This is a genomic window from Streptomyces phaeoluteigriseus, from assembly GCF_001896135.2.
GTDB lineage: Bacteria > Actinomycetota > Actinomycetes > Streptomycetales > Streptomycetaceae > Streptomyces > Streptomyces phaeoluteigriseus.
This window is the reverse complement of sequence record NZ_MPOH02000015.1, coordinates 1,240,825-1,265,376: the sequence shown is the minus strand read 5'-3', so window position 1 is coordinate 1,265,376 and position 24,552 is coordinate 1,240,825. Positions and strand designations below refer to the sequence as shown.

Below are 24,552 nucleotides of genomic sequence, written 5' to 3'. Positions count from 1 at the left end.
TCTTGGTACGGTCGTCCCATGGTCACCCAGTCCGGAAAGCCGGCCCCCGACACCACCCGCCGCAGCGAGCGGTCCCGGCGCGCGATCTACGACGCCGCGCTCGCCCTGGTGGCGGAGGTCGGCTACCCGAGGACCACCATCGAGGGCATCGCCGCCCGCGCCGGTGTCGGCAAGCAGACGATCTACCGCTGGTGGGGCTCGAAGGCCGACGTCCTGCTGGAGGCCTTCCTCGACCTCAGCCATGAGGCCTCCCGCGAAGCGGGCGAGGACTTCGCCATCCCGGACACCGGCGACCTCGCCGCCGACATCAAGGCCGTGCTGCGGGCCACCGTCGACCAGCTGACCGACCCGCGCTTCGACGCGCCCTCCCGGGCCCTCGCCGCCGAGGGCGTGGTCAACGAGGAGGTCGGCCGCCGCTTCATGACCCAGCTCATGGAACCCAGCCTCCAGCTGTACGTCGACCGGCTGCGCGCCGCCCAGCGGGCCGGCCAGGTCCGCCCCGAGGTCGACCCGCGCATCGCCCTGGAGTTCTTCATCTCCCCGCTGGCCCAGCGCTGGCTCCAGTACACGGGCCCGATCTCGTACGAGTACACCGACACCCTCGTCGACTACGCCCTGTACGGCCTCGCGCCCCGCTGACCCCTACCGACGTCATGGGGCACATCGGTACCCCTCGCCCCCACCTGCCCCTTTTGGGGCTCCGGACCCCCGATGCGCCAGATGGTGGGACCATAGGGCATGCTGTCCGCACCACAGCGAGGCGAGGGGATAGATGAGCGCGGAGTTCGGCGACCGGACCGGCAAGCAGGGCAGAATCTCCCAGTGGCTGCGGGGCCGCCGCCCCAAGGAAGCCGCCGGCGACGACGGCCGTGAGGCCCTGCTCCTCGCCGCCGCCGAAGCGGGACTGCCCCTCGCGCCCGCCGCCCACCCGGTCTCGGGCTACCGCTGCTCCTGCGACCGCGTCGGCTGTCCGACGCCGGGCCGGCACCCGCTCTCCTTCGCCTGGCACACGCAGTCCACCACCGACCGCGCCCAGATCGAGCGCTGGGCCAGGCACCAGCCGCAGGCCAACTTCATCACCGCGACCGGCACGACCCACGACGTCCTCGACGTCCCCCTGGAGGCCGGCCGCGAGGCCCTGGAGCGGCTGCTCGCCGCCGGTGTCCAGGTCGGCCCGGTCGCCGAGAGCGACGACGGCCGCATGCTGTTCTTCACCCTCACCCGCGGCACGCCCGAGGTCGAGGACGAGTGGTGGCCCTGTGAGCTGGACTGCCACCCCGAGACGATGGACGAGCACCCCGGTCTGCGCTGGCACTGCCGGGGCTCCTACGTCCTGGTCCCCCCGGCCCGCCTCCCCGGCGACGACGGCCAGGCCATGCACTGGTTCCGCGGCCTCGAACACCCCCTGCCGGACCCCCTGACGCTCCTGGAGCCCCTGACGGACGCCTGCGCCAAGTACGCCGGCGAGGACCAGGCGACGGAGACCTGGCCCACCCGCCACTGAGCCGGGGCGCGCCGCGGCCCGCCCCTACTCGCCCTTCGCCGCCGTGAGCCCTTCCAGCCGGCTCGTCATCGACACCTTGCCGGCGCCGGAGGCGGCCGGCACCACGGCCATGCCGTTGGCGACGAACTCCATCGTCAGGGACTGCTTGATCTCCCCGGTGGTCAACGCCCGGACGTTCCGGTTGGGCGTGGGCACCGCCGCCCCCGCCGCCGCGGTCTGCTTCACATAGTGGTGCGTGGCGAAGAACACCACGGCCCCGCCGTTCGCCGTGCGCAGCGCCAGCGGCGCGAAGTCGCCGTCCGACAGCGGCTCGTCGATGTACTGCGTGGCCAGTCCCGGCTTGCTGGCGTTCTTCGCCCGTGTGGAGCGCAGCTCACTGGTGTACGCACCGTCCGCGAACGCGTCCCCGCCGTCCTTGAGGTACGTCGTGTAGTCGGCGCTCAAGCCGGCGGGCGAGCGCGTCAGTCCGGCGGTGTCGACCGGTACGGCCTCGGCCCAGCCGTCCTTGTCCTTGGGGAACTCCGGCAGCGCGCCCGGCGCCACCAGCGTGAGGTACGCCGCCTGCCACCGCTCGGACAGGCCGCCGCGGGTGAACACCAGCACCCAGCGCGCGTCGCCGCCCTTGTTGGCCTGCGCGTCGGCGACGAACCAGCGGGGCCAGCCGGGCTTCTCGGGGATGGTGTAGTTGACGTCGGTCAGCGTCAGCGGCGTGTGCTGCGGGTTGCCGTCCGGGTTGTTGACACGCCCCGCCCTCAGCCGTGCCGCGTCGATCGCGCCGAGCGCCCCGGTGGTGTACTCGGCGTCGAGGGAAGGGTCGTACGCCGCGTCGGCCTTGTTGTAGGCGGACGTGAACTGCTCGACCGCCTTGGCGGCTTCGGCCTTCGTGGCCGCGGGGAGCACCTCGCGCTCCCCGTGCACCACGACACATCCGCTCGCCGTCAGCGTGACGGCGGTGAGCGAGACGGCGATCAGTGCGTCACGGTCACGTCCGCGGCGCCGCGGACGGCCGGTCGTCAGGCTGCGTTCCCTGGTCATCAGGTGCGTTCACCCTCCCCTTTCCGGAGGCGAACCCTACCGGGACGAGGAACAGCGCGAGTGTCGGCACCAGGTAGAGCAGCCACACCGTGACCTGGACGACGGTGGGATCGGGCTGGAAGTTGAACACGCCCTTCAGCAGAGTGCCGTACCAACTGTCGGGCGGGATCGTGCCGGTGATGTCGAAGGCCTTCTCCGTCAGACCCGGCACCCAGTCGGCCTCCTGGAGGTCGTGGACGCCGTACGCCAGCACGCCCGCCGCGACGACGACCAGCATGCCGCCCGTCCAGGTGAAGAACTTCGCCAGGTCGATGCGCAGGGCGCCGCGGTAGAACAGCCAGCCCAGGAGGACCGCCGTGGCCAGGCCGAGGGCCACGCCGATCAGCGGGCGCGGGGTGCCGTCACCGGCCGCGTGCACCGACGCCCACACGAACAGGGCCGTCTCCAGGCCCTCCCGGCCCACGGCGAGGAACGCGGTGGCGACCAGCGCGCCGGTGCCCATGGCGAGGGCGGCGTCCAGCTTGCCGTGCAGCTCGGACCTCAGGTGCCGGGCGGTGCGCCGCATCCAGAACACCATCCACGTCACGAGGACGACGGCCAGGATCGACAGGCAGCCGCCGAGCGCCTCCTTCGCCTCGAACGTCAGGTCCTGGGAGCCGAATTCGAGGGCGGAGCCGAAGCCCAGCGAGAGCAGCACCGCGACGGCGATGCCCGTCCAGACCGGCTTCAGGGCGTCGCGGCGGCCGGTCTTGACCAGGTAGGCGATGAGGATGCAGACGACGAGACTGGCCTCCAGGCCCTCGCGCAGTCCGATGAGGTAGTTGGAGAACACGGGCTAGGCCTCCTCGGCGAACAGGGTGCGGCCCCACCAGTCGTCCGCGTCCCGGACGCCGGGCGGGATCGCGAAGACGGCCGAACCCACGTGCTGGATGTACTCGTTGAGCGCGTCGGTCGAGAGGTTGCGCTGCACGGGGATGAAGCCCTCGCGTACGTCGCGCTGGTAGGCGAGGAAGAACAGGCCCGCGTCCAGCCGGCCCAGACCGTCGGTGCCGTCGGTGAAGGAGTAGCCACGGCGCAGGAGTGTCGCCCCGTGGTTGGAGTCGGGGTGCGCGAGCCGTACGTGCGCGTCCGGCTTCATGGCCTTCAGGAACGGCTCGTCGCGCTCCTTGGCCTTGCCGACCGGGGCGCCCTCGCCCTTGTCGCGGCCGAAGATGTCCTCCTGCTCCTGGAGGGAGGTGCGGTCCCAGGTCTCGATGTGCATGCGGATGCGGCGGGCCACGAGGTAGGAGCCGCCGGTCATCCAGGCAGGACCGTCCTTCTCCCCGACCCAGACGAACTTCTCCAGCCGGTCCGTCTCGGTGCCCGCGATGTTGCGGGTGCCGTCCTTGAAGCCCATCAGGTTGCGCGGGGTCTGCGCGTCGGGTGTGGTGGAGGAGGTCTTTCCGAAGCCGAGCTGCGACCAGCGGATGACGGCCTTGCCCATGCCGATCCGGGCCAGGTTGCGGATCGCGTGCACCGCGACCTGCGGGTCGTCCGCGCAGGCCTGCACGCACAGGTCGCCGCCGCTGCGGTTCGCGTCCAGGTTGTCACCGGCGAACCTGGGCAGGTCCACCAGCGCCTCGGGCCGCTGCCCGGCGAGCCCGAACTTGCCGAACAGGGACGGCCCGAAGCCGATCGTCAGGGTCAGCCGGGACGGCTTGAGGCCCAGCGCCTCGCCGGTGTCGTCCGGCGGCGCCTCGGCGAGACCGCCGTAGGCGCCCTCGCCCACCGGCCTGCCCGCCGTCATCTGCCGGGCGGCCCGCGTCCAGTCCTTCAACAGCTCGACGAACTCGGCCCGGTCGGTGGTCGTCACGTCGAACGCGGCGAAGTGCAGCCGGTCCTGGACGGGTGTGGCGATGCCGGCCTGCCGGGCGCCGTGGAAGGCGATCGCGCCGCCCGCCGCGGCGCGGCCGGGTCCATGTCGTCGCCGGTGCGGGTCATCGCGGCCGCGCCGCCGGCCGCGGCGGCGCCGAGCGCGAGGCCCGCACCGCCCCAGCCGATCAGCGCGCGCCGGCTGGGCGCGGGTGGGGTGCTGTCCTTGTCCGTCATATCGGCTGAGCCTTCCCGCTACTTGGCTACGGCGGCGGCGAGCTTGGAGAGCGGCTCCGCGAGCGCGTTCACCGCGTCCGACAGCTCCTTGCGGCCGGCGGCGCCGACCTTGTCGTAGGAGGTGAACTCGTAGGACGTCGTGTTCGGGCGGTACTTGTCGAGCAGCGTGTTCAGCGCGGTGAACTGCTTGTCCAGCTCGGTGACCAGCGCCGGGTCGTTCTCCTTGGCGACCGGCTCCAGCAGGTCGAAGGCCTTCTCGGCGCCCTCGACGTTGGCCTTGAAGTCGACCAGGTCGGTGTGCGAGTAGCGCTCCTCCTCGCCGGTGACCTTGCCGGTGGCGACCTCGTCGAGGAGTTCCTTGGCGCCGTTGGCCATCGAGGTCGGGCTGATCTCGGCCTTGCCGACCCGCTTCTGCCAGTCGGTCAGGTCGGTGACGAGCTGGTCGGCGAGGGTCTTCTCCTCGGCGGTGATCTTCTTGTCCTGCCAGAGGGCCTTCTCCAGGCGGTGCCAGCCGGTGAACTTCTGCCCGTCCTCCAGGCCGTCCTCGCGGACGTCGACCTTCGGGTCGATGTCGCCGAAGGACTCGGCGACCGGCTCCGTGCGCTCCCAGCCGATGCGCGAGGGCGCGTACGCCTTCTTCGCGGCCTCCGGATCGCCGGCCTTGACCGCCTTCACGAAGGCCTCGACCTTGGGCAGGGTCTCGTCGGCCTGCGCTTGCGCGTAGGCCCGGTAGGCGGCCACGGCCTTGTCGAGGCGCGGGTCGCGCGCGGCGGCCGCGCCGCCGCCGGTGACCTTGAGGTCCTGGCGGATGCCGTCGCCCTTCATGCCCGGCTTGCAGGCGATCAGGTAACTGCCGGCCTTCACCTCGGCGGTGACCCGCTGCTTGGTGCCGGGGCCTATGTTCTCCCGCTCGGTCACCACCCGGTCGTCGGGGAAGAGCAGGTAGACCTCGGTGACCTTGGAACCCTTGTTCTCGATGGCGAGTTCGACGTGTCCGGCCGCGATCTCCTTGGTGGTGGTCTCGCACTTGTCGTCGGTCGCGGTCACGCCGATCACCCGGTCCCCGGCCCCGGCGTCGCTCTTCTCGGTGCAGCCCGTGACGGTGGTCAGGGCCGCGACGGCAGCGGCGGCGGTGGCGACGGAGAGTCTGGCGGCGCGCATGAGGGCTCCCAGCGTGGCTGAAAAATTACGTGACAGGGTTCACAGGTCTCGGTGAGGCTTGCCTAACTTATCCAAGGCTTACCTGCGTAATACCCTCCCGGACCGTGATTCACCTCTCATGGACGCTGTAAGGGCACGACCCGATCACGGTGGCTCAAAACGGACCCCATGGTCCGGTCAAGTCCATCCACAGGGAAGCTAAAGGGAGTTCAAAGGCCGCGGCGCGGGGTCACCAGGGCCGCGCCCGTGCGGGGATGGGACAGCACCTCGACCGGCTGGTCGTAGACCTCCGACAGCAGCCCCTCGGTGAAGACCTCGACGGGCGGACCGTCCGCCGCGACCCGGCCGGCCCGCAGGATCGCGACCCGGTGCGCGTAGGCGGCGGCGAGTCCCAGGTCGTGCAGGACCACCACCACCGCGTCGCCCGCCGCCGCCCGCTCCCGGCACAGCCGCAGCACCAACTCCTGGTGTCTGAGGTCCAGGGCGGCGGTCGGCTCGTCGAGCAGCAGCAGCGGGGCGCCCTGGGCGAGGACGCGGGCGAGTGCGACCCGCGCCCGCTCGCCGCCGCTCAGCGCGGAGAACGGGCGGGCGGCGAAGGCGGTCACCTCGGTCGCGGCCATCGCCGCGGCCACCGCGAGGTCGTCCTCGGCGGGGGAGGAGGGGTGCGGTGCCCGGCCCATCCGCACGACGTCCGCCACGGCGAACGGGAAGGACAGCGCCGCCGCCTGGGGCAGCACCGCCCGGCGCAGGGCCAGTTCGGGCGCCGACCACTCCCCGACCGGCCGGCCGTGGATCCGTACGGCGCCCTCCGCGGCCGGCAGGTCGGCGGCCAGCGCGCCCAGCAGGGTCGACTTGCCCGCCCCGTTGGGGCCGACGAGGGCCAGCACCTCCCCGGCCCGGACCACCACGTCGACACCCCGCAGCACCTCCCGGCCACCGAGCCGTACGTGCAGGGAGTCGGCCTCGGCGACCAGGTCGCCGGGGGCGGCGGGAGCGGGCGGGGCCGGGCGGTGGCGCAGGAGTCTCATACGGGTTCCTCGGATGGGGTTCGGGACGGCCGCGGCAGGGGTCTCAGGCCCAACCGCCCTGCCTGCGCCGCGTCCTGCGCAGCAGCCAGAAGAAGAACGGGCTGCCGAGCAGCGCCGTCAGGACACCGAGGGGGAGTTCGGCCGGGACCGCGACCGTGCGGGACGCCAGATCGGCGGCGAGCAGCACCAGCGCGCCGAGCAGGGCGCTGCCCGGCACCAGGAACCGGTGCCCGGGACCGGCCGCCATCCGCAGTAGATGCGGCACGACCAGGCCGACGAAGCTGATGATCCCGGACACGCTCACCGCGGCGGCGGTCAGCAGCGCGATGACGAGGATCAGCACCGTCCGCAGCCGTTCCACCTCCACGCCCAGGTGGCGGGCGGGCCGTTCGCCGAGCGCCAGCAGGTCGAGACGGCGGGAGTACAGGGGTGCGAGCGCCAGCCCGGTCGCGGCGCACGGCAGCACCGCGAGCACCTTCGGCCAGGTCGCCTGGGAGAGCGAGCCGAGCTGCCAGAAGGTGATCTGCTGGATCGCCGCGGTGTCCGCGAAGAACAGGAACAGCCCGATCAGCGCCCCCGCGAAGGCGTTCACGGCGATGCCGGTGAGGATCAGCGTCACCACCTCCGTACGGCCCCCGGAGCGCGACAACGCGTACACCAGCGAGGCGGTGACGAGGCCGGCGGCGAAGGCGAACGCCGACACCGTCCAGGTGCCGAGGAGGTCCACCCCGAACGCGATCGCGGCGACCGCGCCGACGGCCGCGCCCGAGGAGATCCCGATGACACCGGGCTCCGCGAGGGGGTTGCCGAACACGCCCTGCATCAGCGCCCCCGCGCAGCCGAGCGAGGCCCCGACGAGCAGCGCGAGCACGATCCGCGGGAACCGTACGTTCCACAGCACCGACTCGGCGACCCGGTCCAACTCGGTGCCGCCCAGGCCGATCCGGTGCTGCACGGACGACAACACGTCGCCGACCGGCACCGGGTAGGCCCCGAGCCCGGCGGCGACCGGCACGAGCACGAGCAGCCCGAGGACCAGCCCGGCCGTCAACAACCAGGCGGTGCCGCGCTTCCTGAGGGGGTCGGCGGCGACCGCTGCCTCCGCGGCGGGCTCGGCGGGCTTGTCCAGGACGGTCATGCCCGAAGCTTAGGTTAGCCTTACCTTTGCCCGCTACCTGGTCAGGGCGGTCGGCGCGGCCCGGGTCAGTGCTTCAATTCCCCGGTGACTGATTACGACGTGCTCCGCGTGTTCTGCGCACCGAACGGCGGATACGGCAATGAACTCGGCGTCGTCCGCGAGGGATCGGTGCTGCCCGACCGCGACGACCGGCAGGCCCTCGCGGCGAAGCTCGGCTTCAGCGAGACCGTGTTCGTGGACGACCCCGAGCGCGGGGTCATCGACATCTACACGCCCACCCTGCGGCTGCCGTTCGCCGGCCACCCCTGCGTGGGCACGGCCTGGTTGCTCGACGTACCCGAACTCGTCACCCCCGCCGGGGTGGTGGGCGCCCGTCTGGACGGCGAGTTCAGCTGGATCGAGGCGCGGGCCGAATGGGCGCCGCCGCGAACGCTCCGTCAGTACGCCTCCGCCGCCGAGGTCGACGACCTGCCGGTGCCGCCGCCCGGCGAGTGGATCTACGCCTGGGCCTGGGAGGACGAGCCCGCGGGACGCGTCCGTGCGCGGGGCTTCCCCGGCCGCGACGACGGCGTCGACGAGGACGAGGCGACCGGCGCGGCGGCCCTGCTCCTCACCGACCTGCTCGGCCGGGCCCTCAACGTCACCCAGGGCGCGGGATCCCAGATCCTCACCGCCCCGCAGCCGTTCGGCTGGGTCGAGATCGGCGGCCGGGTCCTCCTGGAGCGCTGACGCGGGCCGCCGGGGCGTGCGTCGGCAACGCCGGCCGCGGGCGTCCGAGGCCGATCCCGCCTCCGTACGGGTGGACCCGCGTGTGCGTGCGGTGACGAGCGGGGACCAGTGGGCGTGACCACTCAGTCACCATGAGAGGACCATCATGCGCATTCGATCTGCCCTCGCCGTAGCCGTCCTGGGCGTCGCCCTCGCCGCCGCCGGTGCCACGAGCGCCGCCGCCTCCGACGACCACCACCGCGGGTCCGACGGCAAGGACGACCACGTCTGCAGCCCGTACTTCGGTGGCATCGAGACGGTCACCAGCAGGCTGGTCTGGGGCGGTGCCGACTGCCGCAGCCACGCCGTGGGCCACGACAACTGAGCAGTCCCCGGGCCTGCCTCCCTCGCGGTCGAGGAGGCGGGCCCGCCCCTTTGTCCGGCGTCGCTCACGCCGAGAGCGGGAACTCCTCGCCCAGCGCCCGGAACACGCCCGTGTTCAGGGCGAACGCCTTCTTGCACTCCGCCACGACCCGCTGCTTCTCCAGGTCGTCCGCGCGCACCGCGTCCAGCAGCTCCCGGTACTCCCGCTTGAAGGCGGCCGGGTTGCCGACCTCCTCGAAGACGTAGAAGCGGACGCCGTCGCCCTTCTTCTCGAAGCCCCACGCCTTCTCGGCCCGGTCGCGGATGATCTGCCCGCCGGAGAGGTCGCCGAGGTAGCGCGTGTAGTGGTGCGCGACGTACCCGGCAGGCCAGGACTCCGCGCACTCGCGCACCCGCTCCGCGTACGCCCGCGTCGCCGGCAGCGCGGACAGCCCCGCCCGCCATCCGGCACCCCGCAGATGCGCCAGGTCCCGCTCCAGCGCGCTCAGCCGGAACAGCTCCGGCCGTATGAACGGCCCCGCCACCGGATCCGACGCCAGCCGCCCGGCCCCGGCCTCCAGTGCCTCGTACACGAACCACAGCTGCTCGGTGTAGCGCGCGTACGCGTCGACGCCGAGCCGGCCGCCGAGCAGGTCGCTCATGAACGTGGAGGTCTCCGCCTCCACGTGCTGCTCGTGGGACGCGGTGCGGATGACTGTCGAGAAGGAGTCCATGACCCGAGTTTCTATGGTTAGGGTTACCTAAGTCAATGTCTTGCCGACCTGCTGTCGGGAACCTTTCCGACAGTGCGTCGGTAAAAACCTACCCGGACGACGAAAAACCCGCCCTCCGGGAAAGGAGAGCGGGCTCGACCACGGGACAGGGCGGGCTCAGGGCAGCGTGAGGATCTCCGCGCCCGTGTCCGTCACCACCAGCGTGTGCTCGAACTGGGCCGTCCGCCTGCGGTCCTTCGTCACGACCGTCCAGCCGTCGTCCCACATGTCGTACTCGTGTGTCCCGAGCGTCAGCATCGGCTCGATCGTGAACGTCATGCCGGGCTGGATCAGGGTCGTCGCGTGCGGGCTGTCGTAGTGCGGGATGATCAGCCCCGAGTGGAACGACGAGTTGATCCCGTGACCGGTGAAGTCCCGCACCACCCCGTACCCGAACCGCTTGGCGTACGACTCGATGACCCGGCCGATGACGTTGATCTGCCGGCCCGGCCGGACCGCCTTGATGGCACGCTCCAGCGACTCCCGGGTCCGCTCCACCAGCAGTCGGCTCTCCTCGTCGACGTCCCCCACCAGGTATGTCGCGTTGTTGTCGCCGTGCACTCCGCCGATGTACGCCGTCACGTCCAGGTTGACGATGTCGCCGTCCCGCAGCACCGTCGAGTCCGGGATGCCGTGGCAGATCACCTCGTTGACGGACGTGCACAGGGACTTGGGGAAACCGCGGTAGCCCAGCGTCGAGGGGTAGGCGCCGTGGTCGCACATGTACTCGTGCGCCACCCTGTCCAGCTCGTCGGTGGTGACGCCCGGCGCGATCAGCTTCGCCGCCTCCGCCATGGCCCGAGCGGCGATCCGCCCGGCGGTGCGCATCGCCTCGACCGTCGCGGGCGTCTGCACCTCCGGCCCGGTGTACGGGGTCGGCGCGGGCTTGCCGACGTACTCGGGACGGCGGATGTTTCCGGGTACGGAACGGATGGGGGACAGCTCCCCGGGCGCGAGCAGCGACTGGCCAGACATGCCAGCGAGTCTAACCAGCGGCCATGGGGGAACATGACGGTGGCGAGAGGAGCTGGTCATGGCCCTGTTCAAGAAGCGCACGGTCGGCAAGCCGGGCGAGTGGTACTACTGCCTGGAACACAAGAAGGTCGAGGAAGGGCCCGAGTGCCCCGCCAAGGACCGTTTCGGCCCCTACACCACGCGAGCCGAGGCCGAGGACGCCATGCGGACGGCCCGCGAGCGCAACCTCCAGTGGGAGAACGACCCCAAGTGGCACGACGCCCCGGCGTCCGCCACGGAGAACGACGACTGACCGGCCTTCCCCCACGGGCGCGGCGGCGTGCTCGCGGGGCCGTGGCGCTGGGTGCGTGTCGGTCGGTGTGACGAGGACGAGGCCGATGACGCGCTTCGTCCGTCTCATCCGGCCGGGAGGTTGCCCGTGTGTGCGGCCTGCGGTGGGGGCCGGGCGTCGTCGGGGGCGTGGCTGCGGGCCTTCGGGGCCGTGTCGTGTGTGCGTGTCGGTTGGCGTGACGCGGCCGGTGACGGCGCTTCGTCCATCCTGTCCGGCCGGGAGCCGCCCGTGTGTGCGGCCTGCGGTGGGGGCCGGGCGTCGTCGGGGGCGTGGCTGCGGGCCTTCGGGGCCGCGGCATCGTGTGCGTGTCGGTCGGTGCGACGTCACCGGCGACGGCGCTTCGTCCGTCTCGTCCGGCCGGGAGGTTGCCCGTGCGCGCGGCCCCGGTGAGGGCCCGGCATCGCCGCCGTCCGCCTCACCAAGGGGCCGGCGGTGGTGCCGTCAGGGATTCCGCCAGCCTCGACAGCCTGTCGCGCAGTCGGCGGCGGCCTCTCGGGGAGGGCACCGCCTGCTCGCCCGCCGCCGCGCTGACCAGGTGCTGCACGGTGTCCAGGTCCAGCTCCGAGCCGTCCGGCACGGCCAGCGTCTCGTGGGCCAGGCCCGTCAGCTCCCCCTCGCCCGGACCGAGGGCCAGCACGGTCACCCCGGCCCGCCGCGCGTCCGACACCCGTGCCAGCAGGGGCGGGTCCCCTTCCGGCGTCACCACCAGCAGGGTCTCGCCCCGCCGGGCCGCCTCGATCCGGCCGAGGCCCACCGCGAGGTGCGCCGGGTCCGAGGGGCGGGCGCCGTGCCGTACGAGCGTGGGCGCCAGCTCCGGCGTACCGGACCAGGCGGCCTCGTCCACCAGATGGGCGGCCAGATGCCACGGTTCGTACGCCGCGGTGCCCACCAGCAGCAGCCCGCCCCCGTGCGACACCACCGACCCACGCAGCACCCCGGCGAACCGGCGGGTGGCCCCGAGCCACTCCGTCCCGGCGAGCACTTCCCGCAGCAGCGCGACCCGTACGGCGTCCATGCGACCGCATCCTGCACCAACCGGGCGCCCCCGGCCCGGCGTTCGCCGCCGATTCCCCCGACCTGGGTACCCGCCGGGCGACGGTGACGGCCGCCACCCCGCCCGGTGAGGCCGCCCCCGCGCACGTAAAGTCGGCCCATGACCTCTACCGACAGTGCACCCAACGCTCCCGCCAAGGCCCCCGCCAAGGACCCGTGGGACCTTCCCGACGTGTCCGGGCTGGTCGTCGGCGTCCTCGGCGGGACCGGACCGCAGGGCAAGGGCCTCTCCTACCGCCTCGCCAAGGCCGGCCAGAAGGTGATCATCGGCTCGCGTGCCGCCGACCGCGCGCAGGCCGCCGCCGAGGAACTCGGGCACGGCGTCGAGGGCGCCGACAACGCCGAGACCGCCCGCCGCAGCGACATCGTGATCGTCGCCGTGCCGTGGGACGGCCACGGCAAGACCCTGGAGTCGCTGCGCGAGGAACTGGCGGGCAAGCTCGTCGTCGACTGCGTCAACCCGCTCGGCTTCGACAAGCAGGGCGCCTACGCGCTGAAGCCGGAGGAGGGCAGCGCCGCCGAACAGGCCGCCGCCCTGCTGCCCGACTCCCGCGTCGCCGCCGCCTTCCACCACCTGTCGGCCGTCCTCCTCCAGGACCCGGAGATCGACGAGATCGACACCGATGTGATGGTGCTGGGCGAGCAGCGCGCCGACGTGGAGATCGTGCAGGCCCTGGCCGGCCGCATCCCCGGCATGCGGGGCGTCTTCGCCGGGCGGCTGCGCAACGCCCACCAGGTCGAGTCCCTGGTCGCCAACCTGATCTCCGTCAACCGCCGCTACAAGGCGCACGCCGGGCTCCGCGTCACCGACGTCTGAGCGGATGGGGGACACTGGTCGGCACCGGCCGTACGACCAGACCTGCGACCGGACGTACCAGCAGTGCAGCAGTGTCCCCCCGACAGGAGCCAGCGCCATGCCCCGTCTCGCCGTCTACTCCCTGATCGTCTGCGTCCTCGCGGTCGCGGCGGCGGTCGTCTCGTTCGTCCAGGGCAGCTTCCTGGGCGTCGTGTGGGTCCTGCTGGCGGGCCTGTCGTCCAACATGACCTGGTACTACTTCAAGCGCGAGAAGATCCGCCGGTCCGTCACGAGCTGATCGAGCAGATGTCCGGCGTGTCCTGCCAGAAGCGGTACAGCGACTGACCGCAGTAGCTCTCCAGGTCACCGACGCCGAGACCGCTCAGCGCCGAGTCGACCACGTCGAAGAACGCGCCGTTGACCGTCGGCACCCACAGCAGCGCGAACACGAACAGCAGCCCGAACGGCGCGAACGGCTCGACCTGCCGCTTCACGTCGTACGACAGCCAGGGCTCGATGATGCCGTAGCCGTCCAGGCCGGGCACCGGCAGGAAGTTCAGGATCGCCGCCGTGACCTGGAGGAGGGCGAGGAACGCGAGTGCGAACCGGAAGTCGGCCGGCACACCGTCCAGCGCGTCCAGCCAGAACGGGGCGGTGCACACGACGGCGAACAGCACGTTCGTCAGCGGACCCGCCGCCGAGATCAGGCTGTGCCGCCAGCGCCCCTGGATCCGGCCGCGCTCGATGAAGACGGCGCCGCCCGGCAGACCGATCCCGCCCATGATCACGAACAGCACCGGCAGCACGATGCTCAGCAGCGCGTGCGTGTACTTGAGGGGATTGAGCGTCAGGTACCCCTTGGCGCCGACCGAGATGTCACCGCTGTGCAGGGCGGTGCGCGCGTGCGCGTACTCGTGCAGACAGAGGGAGACGATCCAGGCGCCGGTCACGAACAGGAACACGGCCACACCGGGCTGCTCGGCGAAGCCGGTCCAGGTGGCCCAGCCCGTGACCGCCGTGACGGCCAGTATCCCGAGGAAGACGGAGCTGATCCGCCGGTCGCTGTGGCGGGAGAGGGCGGTGGTCATCAGCGGAGGCTCCTGGGGTGCGGTGTCCGGACCGGGTGTCCGGCTGCCCGACCGTACCGGGCGCGAGGGGAGAACGTCTCGCGGCCGGTCATCGGTTCCAGGGCGAGCGGGGCGATCCCTTGGGGGGCGGCCGTCCCGCCGCCCGACCTGCCTGCCCACGCCGTTCGGCCTGCCTGCCACGCCACCCGGCCTGCCACGCCGCCCCGCCGGAACCCTGTGACCCTTCCCGCTCCCACCGGAGAGAATGGACCCCGTGCGCTACCGCATCCTCGGCACCACCCAGGCACTCCGGAGCGACGGCACCCCCGTCGCCGTCGGCGGGGCGCGGCTGCGCGCGCTGCTGACCGTGCTGGCGCTGCGGGCCGGGCGGACCGTGCCCGTGGAACTGCTGGTGGAGGAGGTCTGGGCCGCTGATCCGCCCGCCGACGCGCCCGCCGCGCTGCAGGCACTCGTCGGCCGACTGCGCCGGACCGTCGGCGCGGACGCCATCGCCTCCGCGGACGGCGGATACCGGCTCACCGCCCCGCCCGACGCCGTGGACCTGCACCGCTTCGAGCGGCTGACCGCCGACGGTCTGCGCGCGCTCACCGACGGCGACCCCGCCGGGGCGACCGTCCTCCTCGACGACGCCCTCGCCCTGTGGCAGGGCCCGGCCCTCGCCGACCTGCCCGACCGCACCGCCGAGGCGGCCCGCCGGGAGGCCGCCGCCTGGACGCCGAACGCGCCCGCCACACCGCCGCCCTCGCCCTCGGCCACGCCGAGCAGTCCCTGCCCGAGCTGACCGCGCTGTGCGACGCCCACCCCCTGGACGAGCCCCTCCAGGCCCTGCGCCTGCGTGCCCTGCGCGACGCCGGCCGCACCGCCGAGGCCCTGGCCGCCTACGACTCCCTACGGCGCCTGCTCGCGGACCGCCTCGGCTCGGATCCCGGCCCCGAACTCCGCTCCCTCCACGCGGAACTCCTGAGCCCCACCGCCGCGGTCCCCGCCCGTCCACCCCGCCGCCCGGCAACCTCCGCGCCCGGCTCACCTCCTTCGTCGGGGCGGGAAGGGGACATCGAGGCCATCCGGGGGGGACCTGGCCGGTGCCCGGCTCGTCACGCTGCTCGGACCCGGCGGGGCCGGGAAGACGCGGCTGTCGCAGGAGGCCGCCGAGAGCGCGGGGGACCTCGCCCGGGACGGGGTGTGGCTGGCCGAGCTGGCGCCGGTCGCCGACCCGGACGCCGTACCGCAGGCCGTCCTCACCGCCGTGGGAGCCCGCGAGACCGTGCTCTACGGCGCCGGCGCGGAGGAGATGCGGGCGGCGGTAGCCGAGCGGCTCGACGACCCCGTGGAGCGCCTCGTCGAGCACTGCGCCCGCCGCCGGATGCTGATCGTCCTGGACAACTGCGAGCACGTCGTCGAGGGCGCCGCCCGCCTGGTCGAGGAGCTGCTCAAGCGCTGCCCGGAACTGACGGTCCTCGCCACCAGCCGCGAACCCCTCGGCGTACCGGGCGAGTTGCTGCGCCCCGTGGAGCCGCTGCCCGAACCCGCCGCGCTGCGCCTGCTCGCCGAGCGCGGAGCCGCCGCCCGCCCCGGCTTCCGCGTCGACGACGACCCCGGGGCCTGCGCCGAGATCTGCCGCCGCCTGGACGGCCTGCCGCTCGCCATCGAACTGGCCGCCGCCCGCCTGCGCGTGCTCACCCCCCGACAGATCGCGGACCGGCTCGACGACCGCTTCCGGCTGCTGACCTCCGGCAGCCGTACCGTCCTGCCGCGCCAGCAGACCCTGCGGGCCGTCGTCGACTGGTCCTGGGAGCTGCTCGACGAGGACGAACGCGAGGTCCTGTGCCATCTGTCGGTCTTCGCCCGCGGCTGCGACCTCGCCGCCGCCGAGGCCGTGTGCGGTCCGGCCGCCCTCGACGCGCTCGGCTCCCTCGTCGACAAGTCCCTGGTCGTGGCCGCCCCCGCCCCCGACGGGGCCATGCGCTACCGGCTCCTGGAGACCGTCGCCGAGTACGCCGCCGCCCGCCTCGACGAGTCCGGCGACCGCCCGCGGGCCGAGCGCGCGCACCTGACGTACTACCGCGAACTCGCCCGCACCACCGAGCCGTCGCTGCGCGGCGGAGGACAGCGCGCCGCCGTCGACCGGCTCCAGCTCGAGTACGAGAACCTGCGCACCGCGCTGCGCCGCGCCGTCGCCGCGCGCGACGAGCAGGAGGCGCTCTGCCTCGCCCTCTCCCTCACCACGTACTGGCAGATGCGCGACCTGCGCATCGAGGCCCGCGGCTGGTGCCGCGAGGTGATGTCCCTCGGCCCCGACCCCTTCACCGAGCCCGTGCGCCCCGCCGCCCCCGCTGTGGAACCCTGCACCGACGCCCCGCCGCCGATGACCGGCGAGGTCCTCGCGGAGGCCCGGCGCGGCGTCCACCTCGCCCACCTCGCCTGCATGGACACGGAGCTGGACGCCTGGCAGACCCCGGCCGCCCGGGCCAAACTGCGGGCGATCACCGACACCTACGCCCCCGGCCTCCCGCAGACCTGCCGCAGCCCCGGTTTGCTCTGGTTCTACGCCGTCATGCTCACCGGCGACATGGAACGCCTCCGCGTCATCATCGACGCCAACATCCGCACCGCCCGCGAGACCCCCGGTTACGAGTGGGAGCTGGCCGTCTGCCTCCAGATGCGCGCCAACGTGCTGGCCAACCGCTCCGACTGGGCCGGCGACGCGACCCGCGACGCCGACGAGTCCCTGGAGATCTTCCGCCGCCTCGGCGACGCCTGGGGCGCCGCCGAGGCCCTCGCCGCGCGTGCCGAGTCCCATGAGCGGGTGGGCGCCTACGGCAGGGCCGCGGCCGACTACGAGGCCGCCATGGTGTACGCCGAACGGCTCGACGCCCGCAGCCAGTCGGCGGTCCTTCAGGCCCGGCTCGGCAGCGCGCTGCTGGAGGCCGGCGAGGAGGAGCGCGGCGAACGCCTGCTGCGCGATGTCATCGACCGCGTCGACGGCGCCGTCAACGAGGCCGTACCCAGCGCCCGGATCTTCCTCTGCGGTCATCTCGCCATGACCGGCCGCGCCACCGAGGGCCGCGAGCAACTGAGGCTGCTGCGTGAGGAGTTCGGCCTCGCGCATTTCGTCGTCTTCGACGCGATGATCCTCGGCGCGGAGGCGTGGCTGGACGCGGTCGAAGAGCGTCACGCGCAGGCGCTGGTGGCGATCCGGGAAGCCCTGCGACAGGCCGGCGACCCGCTGTCCATGGCCATCGCCCCGCACCTGCGCTCCTTCTACCTGACCATCGCCGCCGTCGCCCTCAGCGGGACCGACACCGGGGGACGGCGTCCGTGCCGGGGCGGCCGCCCGCTGCCTGGGCGCCGCCGACGCCCACCTGCCGCCCCGGCACATCTCGGCGCGCCTGGAGGCCGAGTGCCGGGCGCGGGCCACCGGCGGGGCCCGCGCCGCGCTCGGCGAGGCGGCGTACACCGCCGCGTACGCCGAGGGCGCGGCCTCTCCTACGAGGAGGCCGCCGCCCTGGTGTGAGGCACCCGGTCAGCTCTTGGTGCGGAACTTGTGGATCGAGATCGGCGCCATCACCGCGGTGAGCCCCACCGACCAGGCCAGCGTCACCCACAGACCGTGCGCGACCGGACCGCCGATCATCAGCCCGCGGGCCGCGTCCGCGAGAGCCGACAGCGGGTTGAACTCGGTGAAGCCGCGCAGCCAGCCCGGCATCGAGGCGGTCGGCGCGAAGATCGACGAGCCGAACTGGAGCGGCATCAGCACCAGGAAGCCCATCGCCTGCACGGACTGCGCGCTCTTCATCGTCACGCCGAGCGTGATGAACACCCACATCAGCGCGAACCCGAACGCCGCGGACAGCCCCACGGAGGCCAGCAGACCGGGCCAGCTCGTTATGTCGAAGCCGACCAGCACCGCGACGATCACCAGCACGCCCGTCGCGAACAGCATCCGCATCAGCTCGACCGCGATCTTCGCGAACAGCACCGAGCCGCGCCCGATCGGCAGCGACCGGAAGCGGTCCATGACACCGGAGTTGAAGTCCTGGTTGAACCCGGTGCCCACGCCCTGCGCCATGTTCATCCCCGTCATGGCCAGCAGACCGGGCACGACGTACTGCACGTACGCCTCCTGGCCGCCGCCCAGCGACTGGCCGATGGAGCCGCCGAAGACGTACACGAACAGCAGGGTGAAGACGACCGGGAACAGGATCGCGTCGAACATCGACTCCGGGTCCTGCCGGATCCACAGCAGGTTGCGGCGCACCAGCGCGCCGGTGTGCCGCAGATGGGCCCGCAGCGGGATGGGCGCGTCGGCGCCCTGGAGGTCGGCCGGGGTGAGGGTGGCGGTTGCGGCGCTCATACGGCGACCTCCTCGAGGGTGTGGTCGGTGGGGACGGCGTCCTGCGGCGCACCGGCGCGGTGGCCGGTGAGGGACAGGAACACCTCGTCCAGGCTGGGCAGTTCGGTGGAGATGGAGGAGAGGGTGATACCGCGCGCGGTGACCGCGCCGACCACGGCGGTGAGCTGCTCGTCGCTCAGTACCGGCACCAGCACCGAGCGGCGCTCGGTGTCCACGACGGTGCCGGCGAGGCCGGTGATGCCCAGCTGGTCCAGCGCGTGGGCCAGCGGACGCAACTGCACCGGGTCGGCCGGGCGCACCCGCAGGGCCCGTCCGCCCACGCGGGCCTTCAGCTCCTCGATGCCGCCCGTGGCGATGACCTTGCCCCGGTCGACGACGGTCAGCTCGGAGGCCAGCTGCTCGGCCTCCTCCATGTACTGGGTGGTCAGCAGGACGGTCACTCCCTCGCCGACCATCGACTTCACCTCGTCCCACACCTCGTTGCGGGTGCGGGGGTCGAGGCCGGTGGTCGGCTCGTCGAGGAAGAGGACGGCGGGTCGGCCGATCATGGACGCGGCGAGGTCGAGCCGTCGCCGCATACCGCCGGAGTAGGTCCCCACCGGACGCCGGGCGGCCTCCGTGAGCGAGAACCGCTCCAGCAGTTCGTCGGCGCGCGCCCTGGACGCCTTACGGGGCAGGTCGAGCAGCCGGCCGATGATGTACAGGTTCTCCCAGCCGGCGAGCTTCTCGTCGACGGAGGCGTACTGGCCGGTGAGGCCGATGACGCGGCGGAGCCGGCGGGGCTCGCGTACGACGTCGTGGCCGGCGACGGTCGCCCGGCCGGCGTCGGGGACGATGAGCGTGGACAGGATCCGCACGAGGGTGGTCTTACCGGCGCCGTTCGGCCCGAGCACCCCCATGACGGTGCCCTCCCGCACGTCGAGGTCGACCCCGTCCAGCGCCTTGGTCTCCCCGTAGTGCTTGACCAGCCCCCGCACGGTGACGGCGCGGGGCGCGCCGCCGGGGTTGTTGTCGATGCGTGTCATGCCACTGACGCTGCCACCCCCCACCGACAGACGGCCTACACGCGACCGACAGCCGCCGACGGAGTACCGACAGCCGCCGACGCCGTACCGACACCACCGTCGATCCCCGACGACCGCAGCGACCACCGCTCGAGGTACCACGACGGCGAACAACCACCTCCGCGAAAGCGCGCCGGTTCAGGGCCTGTCGTTTGGATCACGCCGCAGACGCGGGGCCCGGCACGCGCATCTGCCGCGTTGTCGTCACTCGCCGACGCTCCGCGTCGACTCCCTCCTCCGCCTTGCAGCTGCACGCACCAGGCCCCGCTCACCGCGCTGAACAGCACCGTGGATTTCCTGCGGCCTGATCCAAACGACAGGCCCCTAGGCGCAAAAAGGGGGCAGCCCGCCGACGGGGGATGATCGGCGGGCTGCCCGTGGTGCCGAGATGGCTCTAGTGGACGGAGTGCTCGTCCTGGGGGAACGTTCCGCCGACGACGTCCTCCGCGAACGCCTTCGCCGCGTCGCCCATGACCTGTCGGAGCTGCGCGTACTGCTTCACGAACTTGGGCATGCGCCCCCCGGTCAGCCCCATCATGTCGGTCCAGACCAGGACCTGCGCGTCGGTCTCCGCCCCGGCCCCGATCCCGACCGTGGGAATGTGCAGCACGCGCGTCACCTCGGCCGCCAGCTCCGCCGGCACCAGCTCCAGCACGACCGCGAACGCCCCCGCGTCCTGGACGGCCTTCGCGTCCCGCAGCAACTGCGCGGCGGCCTCCTCGCCGCGCCCCTGCACGCGGTACCCCATGGCGTTCACGGACTGCGGGGTGAGCCCGATGTGGGCCATGACCGGGATGCCGGACTCGACGAGCAGTTCGATCTGCCGGTGCGACCGCTCGCCGCCCTCCAGCTTCACGGCCCCCACTCCGGCCTCCTTGACCAGCCGGGTCGCGCTGCGCAGGGCCTGCACGGGACCTTCCTGGTAGGACCCGAAGGGCAGGTCGCCGACGATGAGGGCACGCTGGGTGCCGCGTACGACGGCCGCCGAGAGCATGGTCATCTCGTCGAGGGTGACGGGCACGGTGGTCTCGTACCCGAGGTGGCAGTTGCCCGCCGAGTCGCCGACGAGCATCACGGGGATCCCCGCCTCGTCGAAGACGGACGCGGTCATCGAGTCGTACGCGGTGAGCATGGGCCACTTCTCGCCCCGCTCCTTGGCGGCGGCGATGTCGCGGACGGTGATGCGGCGTGTGCCCTTGCCTCCGTACAGCGCCTTGCTGCCGTCGGAGGACTTCGTCTGGGCAGCCGAAAGCTGCGTCATTGCAACGGCTCCTTCGTCATCTCGAGGCGCCCTCACGGCGTCCCCGGACCACATCCATGGTGGCACCTCGTGCCAGGGAGAGCCAGAGCACCCCCTGTGGGTAAAACCTCAGCAAGGGAATCGATACGAGACGGTCCCGTATCGAAATGAGCCCTACGCTCGAAGCATGACCACTCCCGCCGCTCCCGCGACCCCCCGCATACCGGAAGCCGTGCACCGGCGTCGCTGGGCGATCCTCGGCGTGCTGATGCTGAGCCTGCTGATCGTGGTGCTCGACAACTCGATCCTGAACGTCGCCGTCAAGACCATCTCCACCCCGGCCCCCGTCGGCCTCGGCGCCACCCAGAGCGAGCTGGAGTGGGCCATCAACTCCTACACCCTCGTCTTCGCCGGCCTGCTCTTCTCCGCCGGACTGCTGGGCGACCGGCTCGGCCGCAAGAAGGTCCTGCTCGGCGGCCTCGCGGTCTTCGGCATCGGCTCCGCGCTCGCCGCCGAGTCCGGCTCACCCGCCCAGCTCATCGCGTTCCGCGCGCTGATGGCCCTCGGCGCCGCGTTCGTGATGCCCGCGACCCTCGCCGTCCTGATGAACGTCTTCGAGCGCGAGGAGCAGCCCAAGGCGATCGGCATCTGGGCCGGCGGCGTCGGACTCGCCATCGCCATCGGGCCCATCACCGGCGGCCTGCTCCTCGACCACTTCTGGTGGGGCTCGGTCTTCCTCGTCAACGTGCCGATCGTGATCACCGCCATCGTGCTGATGGTGTGGCTGGTGCCGGACTCGCGCGACCCCGCCCCCGGCCGGATCGACCCCATCGGCGTCGTCCTCTCCGTCGTCGGCCTGGTCCTCCTCGTCTACGGCATCATCAAGGGCGGCGAACTGGCCGACTTCACCGATCCGACCGTGCTGGCGACGATCGTCGGCGGACTCGTGGTCCTGGCCGCGTTCGTGGTGTTCGAGAAGCGCAGCGACCATCCCTCCATCGACGTCGGCCACTTCCGGAACAAGGTGTTCGCGGCCGCGATCGGCGTCATCGCGCTGGTCTTCTTCGCGCTGATGGGCGTGACCTTCTTCGCCGTCTTCTACACCCAGAGCGTGCGCGGCTACTCGCCGCTCCAGACCGGCCTGCTGATGCTGCCGCTGGCCGTCGCCCAGCTCGTCTTCGCGCCGCGCGCCCGGCTGGTCGTGGACCGTTTCGGCAACAAGGCCACGACCACGGGCGGCATGCTCGTCATCACGGCGACGCTGGTCGCGTTCGCCACGCTGGACGAGAACACGCCGATCTGGGTGCTGGAGGTCGTCTTCTTCTTCATGGGCGCCGGAATGGCCCACATCATGACCCCGACCAGCGTCGTCATCATGCAGGCGCTGCCCCGCGAGAAGGCCGGCTCGGCGTCCGCGCTCAGCAACACCTTCCGCCAGGTCGGCGGCGCGCTCGGCATCGCCGTACTCGGCTCCGTGCTGTCGGCGGCGTACCGCACGGGCATCGAGGACAAGCTCGGGGCGGTCCCGGCCGGGCTGCGCGACACGGCGGGGGAGTCGATCGAGGCGACGCTCGCCGTCGCGGCGAAGCTCGGCCCGCGCGGCGACTCCCTCGTCGGTGCGGCCGACGACGCGTTCCTGCACGCCATGCACGTCACCGCCCTGTGCGGGGCCGGTGTCGCCCTCGTCGGCGCGGTGGTCGTGGCCCTGTTCCTGCCGGGCCGGCCGAAGGAGACCGAGGAGACCGCGCAGGACGGGGAGTTGGCGCACACCGAGTCGTAGACCCGGGGCGGCCGCCGCCGGCCCTCGGCAGCCCCCGGGCGAGAATGCCCCGAGCGCGACGAAAGGACGGCCGTGACTTCTGCCGACAGGGGGACCGCCGCCGAGCGGTCCGCGCAGCCCGTCCGGGGGCGGCCCCGCAGCGAGGCCGTGGAACAGGCCATCGTCGAGGGGACGATGAAGCTGCTGGAAGAGGGGGTGCCGCTCGGTGAGCTGTCGATCGAGCGGATCGCCCGCACCGCCGGGGTCGGCAAGGCCGCCATCTACCGCCGCTGGAAGGGCAAGGAGGAACTGTTCGTCGACGTCCTGCGCACCGTGGAGCCGGACGACCCCGAACTCCCCGGCACCTCCATGCGCGACGACCTCGTGGCGCTGCTGGAGTGGCAGCGCGACGCGGACTGGCCAGCCGCTCCTCGGCGATCCTGCGCACCGCGCACGCCCAGATGAAGAGCAGCCCCAGGATCTGGGAGGCGTACCACCACACCGTCATCGCCCCCCGGCGGAAGTTGGGCATCGAGGTCCTGCGGCGCGGACAGGCCGAGGGTGAACTCCGCGCCGGCCTCGACATCGAGCTGGTCAACGACCTGTTCATGGGCCCGATGCTGGTCCGCGCCGTCCTGCGGCCCGACGCCGACCTGACCGAGGGCCTCGCGGAACGGATCGTGGACACCCTGCTCGACGGTCTGCGGCCCACAGGTGCGCGGCCCGTCGGCGGGGCCGCCGCCCCACGGTCCGTCAGTTCCCCGGCGGGCCCGCCCGGATGTGCGCGTTCCGTCACAGAACATCCCTGACGGTCCGCGATCGGAACCCCCGGCGGCACTCCGCTCGTCCTCGTGCCCGTCGGGCCGTCATGGGACGGCGGGATTCGAGCCGATCATCCCCTAGGGTCGTACGCACGGGGAGAGACGGTATGCACGGCAGGTAGTGAGGCGACGGTATGGCGCAGCAGGCGTATGTGACGGAGACGGACAACGGCGGCTCGGGTCCCGAGTCGCGCAGAACCCGGCTCCGGAGCCTGCTCGTACGACTGGTCGGACGCCTGTCGGCCGGCTGGCGCGGTGATCCGCGGATCTGGCGCCGCGGCCTCGTCGTCGCCGCGCTCGCGCTGCTGCTCGCGCTGGTGATGCTGGTGCACGCGCGCATCCCCAACCGCTTCGGCAACCTCGGCAGCCTCATGGAGACGTTCCTGCCGTGGCTCGGCGTCCTCATCCCGGTCTTCCTGGTGCTGGCGTTCGTGCGCAGGTCGGCGACCGCGCTGATCGCCCTGCTGCTGCCGGCCGTGGTCTGGCTGAACCTCTTCGGCGGACTGCTCGGCGACAAGACCGGCGGCGGCGGCGACCTCACCGTCGCCACGCACAACGTCAACGCCGACAACGCCGACCCTGCCGGCACCGCGCACGACGTGGCCGCCTCCGGCGCGGACGTCCTGGCCCTGGAAGAACTGACCGAGACGGCGGTGCCGGTGTACGAGAAGGCGCTGGCGGCGACGTACCGGTACCACTCCGTGCAGGGCACGGTCGGGCTGTGGAGCAAGTACCCGCTGACCGACATCGCGGCGGTCGACATCAAGCTGGGCTGGGTCCGCGCGATGCGTGCCACGGCGACCACCCCGCAGGGCCCGGTCGGCTTCTACGTCGCCCACCTGCCCTCGGTCCGCGTGAAGCTCCAGGCCGGGTTCACGGCCCATCAGCGCGACAAGAGCGCCGACGCGCTGGGCGAGGCGATCGCCGCCGACCCGCTGAGCCGCAAGATCCTGCTCGGCGACCTCAACGGCACGATGAACGACCGCTCGCTCAACGCCGTCACCTCCCAGATGCGTTCCGCGCAGGGCGCCGCGGGCAGCGGGTTCGGCTTCAGCTGGCCGGCGTCGTTCCCGATGGCGCGGATCGACCAGATCATGGTGACGGGTCTGGAGCCGGTCACCTCGTGGACGCTGCCGCGGACGAGCAGCGACCACCTGCCGGTCGCGGCTCGTGTGAAGGTCACCACACCGTAACCTCCTGGAATAACGGGCCGGAGAGAGTTTGTTCCGTACTTGAACATACGATGACGGAACTCTCTCCGAAAGGCACAGGT

Annotated in this window: 21 protein-coding genes and 3 pseudogenes; 11 read left to right on the top strand and 13 right to left on the bottom strand. The window is 72.4% G+C overall.

Annotated features, from left to right (window positions below; translation table 11 throughout):
- Positions 1-18 precede the first annotated feature (18 nt).
- Positions 19-639, top strand: coding sequence for a TetR/AcrR family transcriptional regulator (locus BM536_RS23660; RefSeq protein ID WP_073494764.1), 621 nt, complete (start codon positions 19-21; stop codon positions 637-639).
- Positions 640-772: 133 nt separating this feature from the next.
- On the top strand, positions 773-1,504 hold the full coding sequence (locus BM536_RS23655; protein WP_073494762.1) for a bifunctional DNA primase/polymerase: 732 nt from the start codon (positions 773-775) through the stop codon (positions 1,502-1,504).
- Between the two features lie 24 nt (positions 1,505-1,528).
- Here BM536_RS23655 and BM536_RS23650 read toward each other — a convergent pair whose 3' ends face one another.
- From BM536_RS23650 to BM536_RS23625, 6 genes and pseudogenes are all read right to left on the bottom strand, one after another.
- Positions 1,529-2,539, bottom strand: coding sequence for an SCO2278 family lipoprotein (locus tag BM536_RS23650; protein ID WP_073494760.1), 1,011 nt, complete (start codon positions 2,537-2,539; stop codon positions 1,529-1,531).
- The gene (gene efeU, locus BM536_RS23645; RefSeq protein WP_073494758.1) at positions 2,487-3,371 is read right to left on the bottom strand and encodes an iron uptake transporter permease EfeU; all 885 of its coding nucleotides are present in this window, start codon (positions 3,369-3,371) and stop codon (positions 2,487-2,489) included. Before efeU ends, BM536_RS23650 begins: the two co-directional genes overlap by 53 nt.
- 3 nt (positions 3,372-3,374) lie before the next feature.
- Positions 3,375-4,627, bottom strand: a pseudogene (gene efeB / locus BM536_RS23640) (iron uptake transporter deferrochelatase/peroxidase subunit).
- Between the two features lie 18 nt (positions 4,628-4,645).
- Positions 4,646-5,788 carry an iron uptake system protein EfeO gene (efeO, locus tag BM536_RS23635; RefSeq protein WP_073494756.1) on the bottom strand — a complete coding sequence of 381 codons (1,143 nt, stop codon included), beginning with the start codon at positions 5,786-5,788 and terminating at the stop codon, positions 4,646-4,648.
- 209 nt (positions 5,789-5,997) lie between these two features.
- Positions 5,998-6,816 (bottom strand): heme ABC transporter ATP-binding protein, encoded by an 819-nt coding sequence (locus BM536_RS23630; protein ID WP_170109944.1) that lies wholly within the window; start codon positions 6,814-6,816, stop codon positions 5,998-6,000.
- A 43-nt stretch (positions 6,817-6,859) separates the two neighbouring features.
- Positions 6,860-7,954 carry a FecCD family ABC transporter permease gene (locus tag BM536_RS23625; RefSeq protein ID WP_073494755.1) on the bottom strand — a complete coding sequence of 365 codons (1,095 nt, stop codon included), beginning with the start codon at positions 7,952-7,954 and terminating at the stop codon, positions 6,860-6,862.
- An 84-nt stretch (positions 7,955-8,038) separates the two neighbouring features.
- Between BM536_RS23625 and BM536_RS23620 the strand changes: the two genes are divergently transcribed.
- Entirely contained in the window at positions 8,039-8,683 is a 645-nt protein-coding gene (locus BM536_RS23620) for a PhzF family phenazine biosynthesis protein (RefSeq protein WP_073494753.1), read from the top strand.
- A 145-nt stretch (positions 8,684-8,828) separates the two neighbouring features.
- Positions 8,829-9,047: a hypothetical protein gene (locus tag BM536_RS23615; protein ID WP_073494751.1), complete on the top strand. Its 219-nt coding sequence runs from the start codon at positions 8,829-8,831 to the stop codon at positions 9,045-9,047.
- A gap of 64 nt (positions 9,048-9,111) precedes the next feature.
- On the opposite strand, the gene BM536_RS23610 is transcribed toward BM536_RS23615, so the two are convergent.
- Positions 9,112-9,759, bottom strand: a complete 648-nt coding sequence (locus tag BM536_RS23610) for a biliverdin-producing heme oxygenase (protein ID WP_073494749.1) — start codon at positions 9,757-9,759, stop codon at positions 9,112-9,114.
- 156 nt (positions 9,760-9,915) lie between these two features.
- Positions 9,916-10,773, bottom strand: coding sequence for a type I methionyl aminopeptidase (gene map / locus BM536_RS23605; protein WP_073494747.1), 858 nt, complete (start codon positions 10,771-10,773; stop codon positions 9,916-9,918).
- Positions 10,774-10,831: 58 nt separating this feature from the next.
- Here map and BM536_RS23600 point away from each other — a divergent pair, with 58 nt between their 5' ends.
- A complete protein-coding gene (locus tag BM536_RS23600; RefSeq protein ID WP_073494745.1) occupies positions 10,832-11,065 on the top strand; it encodes a hypothetical protein in 234 nt (77 codons plus the stop codon).
- A gap of 454 nt (positions 11,066-11,519) precedes the next feature.
- On the opposite strand, the gene BM536_RS23595 is transcribed toward BM536_RS23600, so the two are convergent.
- Entirely contained in the window at positions 11,520-12,119 is a 600-nt protein-coding gene (locus tag BM536_RS23595; protein WP_073494743.1) for a hypothetical protein, read from the bottom strand.
- 138 nt (positions 12,120-12,257) lie between these two features.
- Here BM536_RS23595 and npdG point away from each other — a divergent pair, with 138 nt between their 5' ends.
- Both npdG and BM536_RS23585 read left to right on the top strand, forming a co-directional pair.
- Positions 12,258-12,974: an NADPH-dependent F420 reductase gene (gene npdG / locus BM536_RS23590; protein WP_094103426.1), complete on the top strand. Its 717-nt coding sequence runs from the start codon at positions 12,258-12,260 to the stop codon at positions 12,972-12,974.
- Between the two features lie 97 nt (positions 12,975-13,071).
- The gene (locus BM536_RS23585) at positions 13,072-13,251 is read left to right on the top strand and encodes a hypothetical protein (protein WP_073494741.1); all 180 of its coding nucleotides are present in this window, start codon (positions 13,072-13,074) and stop codon (positions 13,249-13,251) included.
- On the opposite strand, the gene BM536_RS23580 is transcribed toward BM536_RS23585, so the two are convergent.
- On the bottom strand, positions 13,241-14,041 hold the full coding sequence (locus BM536_RS23580) for a site-2 protease family protein (protein ID WP_073494739.1): 801 nt from the start codon (positions 14,039-14,041) through the stop codon (positions 13,241-13,243). The two genes, BM536_RS23585 and BM536_RS23580, sit on opposite strands and share 11 nt — an antisense overlap.
- 244 nt (positions 14,042-14,285) lie before the next feature.
- Here BM536_RS23580 and BM536_RS23575 point away from each other — a divergent pair.
- Positions 14,286-17,555 (top strand): annotated as a pseudogene (locus tag BM536_RS23575) (ATP-binding protein).
- 9 nt (positions 17,556-17,564) lie between these two features.
- On the opposite strand, the gene BM536_RS23570 reads toward BM536_RS23575, so the two are convergent.
- The 3 genes from BM536_RS23570 to panB all read right to left on the bottom strand — a co-directional run bounded on the left by BM536_RS23570 (position 17,565) and on the right by panB (position 20,720).
- Positions 17,565-18,395: an ABC transporter permease gene (locus BM536_RS23570; RefSeq protein WP_073499914.1), complete on the bottom strand. Its 831-nt coding sequence runs from the start codon at positions 18,393-18,395 to the stop codon at positions 17,565-17,567.
- Positions 18,392-19,420: an ATP-binding cassette domain-containing protein gene (locus BM536_RS23565; protein ID WP_073499912.1), complete on the bottom strand. Its 1,029-nt coding sequence runs from the start codon at positions 19,418-19,420 to the stop codon at positions 18,392-18,394. The genes BM536_RS23570 and BM536_RS23565 overlap by 4 nt, the downstream gene beginning before the upstream one ends.
- A 433-nt stretch (positions 19,421-19,853) precedes the next feature.
- Complete coding sequence (gene panB / locus BM536_RS23560) at positions 19,854-20,720, bottom strand: 3-methyl-2-oxobutanoate hydroxymethyltransferase (RefSeq protein ID WP_073492936.1); 867 nt, start codon at positions 20,718-20,720, stop codon at positions 19,854-19,856.
- A gap of 166 nt (positions 20,721-20,886) precedes the next feature.
- Here panB and BM536_RS23555 point away from each other — a divergent pair, with 166 nt between their 5' ends.
- From BM536_RS23555 to BM536_RS23545, 3 genes and pseudogenes are all read left to right on the top strand, one after another.
- Positions 20,887-22,479, top strand: coding sequence for an MFS transporter (locus tag BM536_RS23555; protein ID WP_094103424.1), 1,593 nt, complete (start codon positions 20,887-20,889; stop codon positions 22,477-22,479).
- Positions 22,480-22,653: 174 nt separating this feature from the next.
- Positions 22,654-23,267, top strand: a pseudogene (locus BM536_RS23550) (TetR/AcrR family transcriptional regulator).
- A 146-nt stretch (positions 23,268-23,413) separates the two neighbouring features.
- Positions 23,414-24,472 carry an endonuclease/exonuclease/phosphatase family protein gene (locus tag BM536_RS23545; protein ID WP_079274986.1) on the top strand — a complete coding sequence of 353 codons (1,059 nt, stop codon included), beginning with the start codon at positions 23,414-23,416 and terminating at the stop codon, positions 24,470-24,472.
- Positions 24,473-24,552 lie beyond the last annotated feature (80 nt).

Bases quoted from the DNA above. Each gene is read 5' to 3' on its own strand.
- BM536_RS23660 (WP_073494764.1), top strand. From the start codon at position 19: ATGGTCACCCAGTCCGGAAAGCCGGCCCCCGACACCACCCGCCGCAGC.
- BM536_RS23655 (WP_073494762.1), top strand. From the start codon at position 773: ATGAGCGCGGAGTTCGGCGACCGGACCGGCAAGCAGGGCAGAATCTCC.
- BM536_RS23650 (WP_073494760.1), bottom strand. From the start codon at position 2,539: ATGACCAGGGAACGCAGCCTGACGACCGGCCGTCCGCGGCGCCGCGGA.
- efeO (WP_073494756.1), bottom strand. From the start codon at position 5,788: ATGCGCGCCGCCAGACTCTCCGTCGCCACCGCCGCCGCTGCCGTCGCG.
- BM536_RS23630 (WP_170109944.1), bottom strand. From the start codon at position 6,816: ATGAGACTCCTGCGCCACCGCCCGGCCCCGCCCGCTCCCGCCGCCCCC.
- BM536_RS23625 (WP_073494755.1), bottom strand. From the start codon at position 7,954: ATGACCGTCCTGGACAAGCCCGCCGAGCCCGCCGCGGAGGCAGCGGTC.
- BM536_RS23615 (WP_073494751.1), top strand. From the start codon at position 8,829: ATGCGCATTCGATCTGCCCTCGCCGTAGCCGTCCTGGGCGTCGCCCTC.
- BM536_RS23610 (WP_073494749.1), bottom strand. From the start codon at position 9,759: ATGGACTCCTTCTCGACAGTCATCCGCACCGCGTCCCACGAGCAGCAC.
- map (WP_073494747.1), bottom strand. From the start codon at position 10,773: ATGTCTGGCCAGTCGCTGCTCGCGCCCGGGGAGCTGTCCCCCATCCGT.
- BM536_RS23600 (WP_073494745.1), top strand. From the start codon at position 10,832: ATGGCCCTGTTCAAGAAGCGCACGGTCGGCAAGCCGGGCGAGTGGTAC.
- BM536_RS23595 (WP_073494743.1), bottom strand. From the start codon at position 12,119: ATGGACGCCGTACGGGTCGCGCTGCTGCGGGAAGTGCTCGCCGGGACG.
- npdG (WP_094103426.1), top strand. From the start codon at position 12,258: ATGACCTCTACCGACAGTGCACCCAACGCTCCCGCCAAGGCCCCCGCC.
- BM536_RS23585 (WP_073494741.1), top strand. From the start codon at position 13,072: ATGCCCCGTCTCGCCGTCTACTCCCTGATCGTCTGCGTCCTCGCGGTC.
- BM536_RS23580 (WP_073494739.1), bottom strand. From the start codon at position 14,041: ATGACCACCGCCCTCTCCCGCCACAGCGACCGGCGGATCAGCTCCGTC.
- BM536_RS23570 (WP_073499914.1), bottom strand. From the start codon at position 18,395: ATGAGCGCCGCAACCGCCACCCTCACCCCGGCCGACCTCCAGGGCGCC.
- BM536_RS23565 (WP_073499912.1), bottom strand. From the start codon at position 19,420: ATGACACGCATCGACAACAACCCCGGCGGCGCGCCCCGCGCCGTCACC.
- panB (WP_073492936.1), bottom strand. From the start codon at position 20,720: ATGACGCAGCTTTCGGCTGCCCAGACGAAGTCCTCCGACGGCAGCAAG.
- BM536_RS23555 (WP_094103424.1), top strand. From the start codon at position 20,887: ATGACCACTCCCGCCGCTCCCGCGACCCCCCGCATACCGGAAGCCGTG.
- BM536_RS23545 (WP_079274986.1), top strand. From the start codon at position 23,414: ATGGCGCAGCAGGCGTATGTGACGGAGACGGACAACGGCGGCTCGGGT.